Origin of the sequence: Micromonospora sp. NPDC048170 (assembly GCF_040652795.1) — a bacterium.
Lineage (GTDB): Bacteria > Actinomycetota > Actinomycetes > Mycobacteriales > Micromonosporaceae > Micromonospora.
Genome location: NZ_JBEZMR010000067.1, coordinates 1 through 3,649, shown reverse-complemented (window position 1 = coordinate 3,649; position 3,649 = coordinate 1). Strand labels below are relative to the sequence as shown.

The 3,649-nt window shown below is 68.9% G+C and carries 3 protein-coding genes; 2 read left to right on the top strand and 1 reads right to left on the bottom strand.

Annotated features, from left to right (window positions below; all coding sequences use genetic code 11):
- The first annotated feature begins 95 nt into the window (after positions 1-95).
- Entirely contained in the window at positions 96-914 is an 819-nt protein-coding gene (gene proC, locus AB0D32_RS32625) for a pyrroline-5-carboxylate reductase (RefSeq protein ID WP_357098792.1), read from the top strand.
- A gap of 608 nt (positions 915-1,522) precedes the next feature.
- Here the strand turns inward: proC and AB0D32_RS32620 are convergent.
- Complete coding sequence (locus tag AB0D32_RS32620; RefSeq protein ID WP_357098791.1) at positions 1,523-2,416, bottom strand: exonuclease domain-containing protein; 894 nt, start codon at positions 2,414-2,416, stop codon at positions 1,523-1,525.
- A 261-nt stretch (positions 2,417-2,677) separates the two neighbouring features.
- On the opposite strand from AB0D32_RS32620, the gene AB0D32_RS32615 reads away from it, so the two are divergent.
- A complete protein-coding gene (locus AB0D32_RS32615; RefSeq protein ID WP_357098788.1) occupies positions 2,678-3,523 on the top strand; it encodes a hypothetical protein in 846 nt (281 codons plus the stop codon).
- The last annotated feature ends 126 nt before the right edge of the window (positions 3,524-3,649 follow it).

Sequence of the window (3,649 nt, the reverse complement as noted above, 5' to 3'; positions counted from 1 at the left end):
GCCGGCACCGCGGCCCCGGTGTGCGGGTCGACGAGCAGGAACTCCTCCTCGACACCCACCGCGACGCCGGCTCACGGCAAGGGGGGTACGACCCGATGGCGGGTTCGGTGCACACGGTCGCGGTCATCGGGGCCGGCAAGATCGGCGAACTGATGCTCAGCGGGCTGCTGCGCTCGGGATGGCCGGTGGACCGCCTGCTCGCCACCGCCCGCCGTCCCGCCCGGGCCGAGGAGCTGACCGCCCGGTACGGGGTCCGGGTGGTCGACAACCTCACGGCGGTGGACGAGGCGGAGGTGCTCGCCGTTTCGGTCAAGCCGCAGGACGCGGCGACGCTGCTGGACGAGATCGGGCCCAAGGTGCCTGCCGACAAGCTGGTGATCTCCCTCTGCGCCGGCCTGCCGACCAGCTTCTTCAACCGCCGGCTGCCCGAGGGCACCCCCGTGGTGCGGGTGATGACCAACACCCCGGCCCTGGTCGACGAGGCGATGACCGCGATCTCCGCCGGGGCGCACGCCACCGGCACGCACCTCGCGCTGGCCGAGGAGATGTTCAAGCCGCTCGGCTCGACGGTCCGGGTGCCCGAGTCGCAGCAGGACGCGGTGACCGCGCTGTCCGGCTCCGGGCCGGCGTACTTCTACCTGCTGGTCGAGGCGATGATCGACGCGGGCATCCTGCTCGGCCTGCCCCGGCAGGTCGCGCACGAGCTGATCGTGCAGACCGCGATCGGCTCGGCCGTGATGCTGCGCGACTCCGGCGAGCATCCGGTGAAGCTGCGCGAGGCGGTGACCTCGCCGGCCGGCACCACCATCTCCGCCGTACGGGAGCTGGAGAAGCACGGCGTACGGGCGGCGCTGCTCGCCGCGCTGGAGGCGGCCAGGGACCGCGCCCGCGAACTGGCCGCCCAGGCCGACTGATTCTTTCGCTCCCGGCCCAACATCCGCACTTCGTCACTGTGCGCCGACGGCCCGACAGCTTGTCTGGCCGGTAGTTGGAAGGGCCCCGGCACGTCGCGGAGTGTCCGATACCGCGCTGATCGAAGCCGCGTGCGCGGATGCCACCGGCGGCGGTCACCGCCTCACCGGCCACCCTGTCCCGACTGTCCCGCCCACGGGAGCCCGCCCCGCCGGTTGCCCCAAACCTGCCGACCTGGCCCGCCATTCGTCCATCTCTCGGGAACTTCGTTCCGCTTTTCAGGATGACCGGAGATCTTGGTGGGAAACGGCCCCTATAGGGGCCGTTTCCCACCAAGATCTGATTGTGGCTGCCCATGCGAGACCTGCCGTTCACGGTCTCCGCCTCGCTATGCCAAGTCGGCGTCCTGCACCACGCATTCGGGTAGGTTTTTGATCGTCACCCCGCCATTTCTGCCGCATCAGATGGTGCGGCGGAGTAACTGCACGTCGAGAGCCGGAATGGCGTCGATCGCACCCTCGCCGAGAACGACCGGATCAAGCGGGCCCTGCGCACCTGGCAGGCCGAGGTGCGGGAGCCGGTGTCGCGCCACGGATAGCAGCCGCCCCGCCTATCGGCGTCGCTTGGTTTCCAGTGGCCATTCCAGGCTGACCGTCTCGTTGCGGCCCTGCCGGTCGAAGAATTCCTGGAGGTTCCGCTTCTGCTGGGCGTACCAGCCGACTTGCGCCTGGTGAAGGGCGTCGGGGTGCGTCCGGGCGATCCGTTCGTGACGGGCCGCGATCGACACCGCCATGTCGACTGCCGCGCGCGCGTCACTCTCGGCGTCATGAGCGGTCGCCAGGTCGACCTGGTAGTACCTGCACAGGTCGCCCAGTTGTCGGCTGTCGTACCAGCGGGGCTCGACCTCACCGTGCAGGATCGAGGGGTCGATGATGGCGGCGCGGTCCCACTCGACCGGCGGAAGGCCATGGCGAGCCAGTTCGGTGTGCAGCGCCGTGACGTCGTAGTGGGCGCAGAAGACGACCAACGGCGTGCCGTCCGCGATCACCTTCGAGATCGCCGTTCCCAGCTCGGCCAGTGCCTTCCGCGGCGGCTGCCCGGCGCTGCGCACCATCTCGTCGGTGATCCCGTGGACCGCGGTGGAGTCGGGCGGGATCGGCACCCCGGGGTCGATGAGCCAGTTCGAGGTGGTCCCGTCGGCGTAGACCAGGGCGGCGGAGACGATGCGGCTGTCCATGGGCTGCCTGTCGGTGCCCTCGATGTCGAAACCCACCACCGGCAGGTCGTGCCACCCGCGGTGGTTCCCGCGCGGCGGAGCGGTTCTGACCGGTGCGCACTCATGGTGGTACGAACTCCAGCGGCCCCCGGTGTTGACCGCCTGTCCGGCCCCGGCTTCCACCCGTCTCCGGCACTTTCCGCAGCTTCCGGGGTACCTGTTGATCACGATGAGGGTCTCCTGTGCTGATGCCTGGTGGCGCGCAGGACCAGAAAGCGTCCGGCGCATGGGAAGGGGCGCTGATAGCGGAGCGCCTGGACGATCTTGAATTCTTGATCGGCCTGTCGTCACCCCCGCCGGTGCGGAGTCACCCACCTATGTGGACGGTCAAGATTGGCCGGATTCCGGTGTTTGCGGCCCAGTTGTCTGAGGACGACACGAGGTCGTACGACGAGTCGTCACCTTGCTGCTGTCGGCGAGCCGATGGCAGCCGTCAGAGCCTGAACCGACTGGATCAGCACTAGCCAGGGTGCGTTAGTGTCCGGCCCTGTGAAGATCGAGGCGTTCGACATCTGGACCGACGACAACGTCGCGGAGGAGGCCGGCGACCGACCCAGGCTGCCTGCGGGGTGGGCCGACCAGACCGGTCCGGGCATCGACGTTTCGGCTTGGCCGCGCTCTCCACGTACCGGTCAACCGATGCTGCACTGCTTCACGCTGTGGCTGCCTGAGGTATACCGGCGGCGCGGGCCCGAACTGGTGGCCGTGGCGGTGTTCCAATGGGAGGACGAGCGCTACTTCGAGGACCCGTCGCCGGAGGTCGCGGCGGTCATCGCCGGACGATCGGCCGACGTCGCACCGGCCGGGCACCCTTTCTGGGCCGAACTCGCCCAGGCCAGGCCGCACCCTCGGCTACAGGTCGCCGACGACGGCGTCGCATCCCTGTTCGCCATGGTGTGGCTGACCGAGACGGAGCTGAACGGACCACGCGTGGCCCGCCCCACCGCGGCGCCATCACTCGCAGACGGCGAATTCGACAACGCCGCCCGTCGGGCGAAGCACGGCCAGTACGGTCCGCTGTGGCTTGTCCCCCGCGACGACCCCAACGCGGGCGTGGCACCGGTGAGTCTCCCGTCGGACGACGACGCCTACGTCGACGTGCCGGACAGGTTCGATGTCTTTCACGCCGAGCACCTGGGCGGCTCGTGCATGTCTCCGGACGGAGCACGCGACGGTCTGTCGCCCTGGTACATCGAGGTGTGCCGACTGGGCGGCATCAGCTTCGGTGGTGATCTGGACATCGCGTTGGACCTGGAGAACGGCGCGTTTCTCGGCGACTGGAGCACCGCTGTGATGATCCCGGGTCCTGAGGCCGACAGGAGCGACCGGCATTAAGGCGTGTTTCGTAAGTCGGGCTGTGCCCGCCAAGTTGCGGCGTGGCGGTGATCGATAACTGAAGAGGTCTCCGGTATCTGGTTCTGCGACCAAGCAAGAACTTCATACCGGAGACCTCGTGCCCAG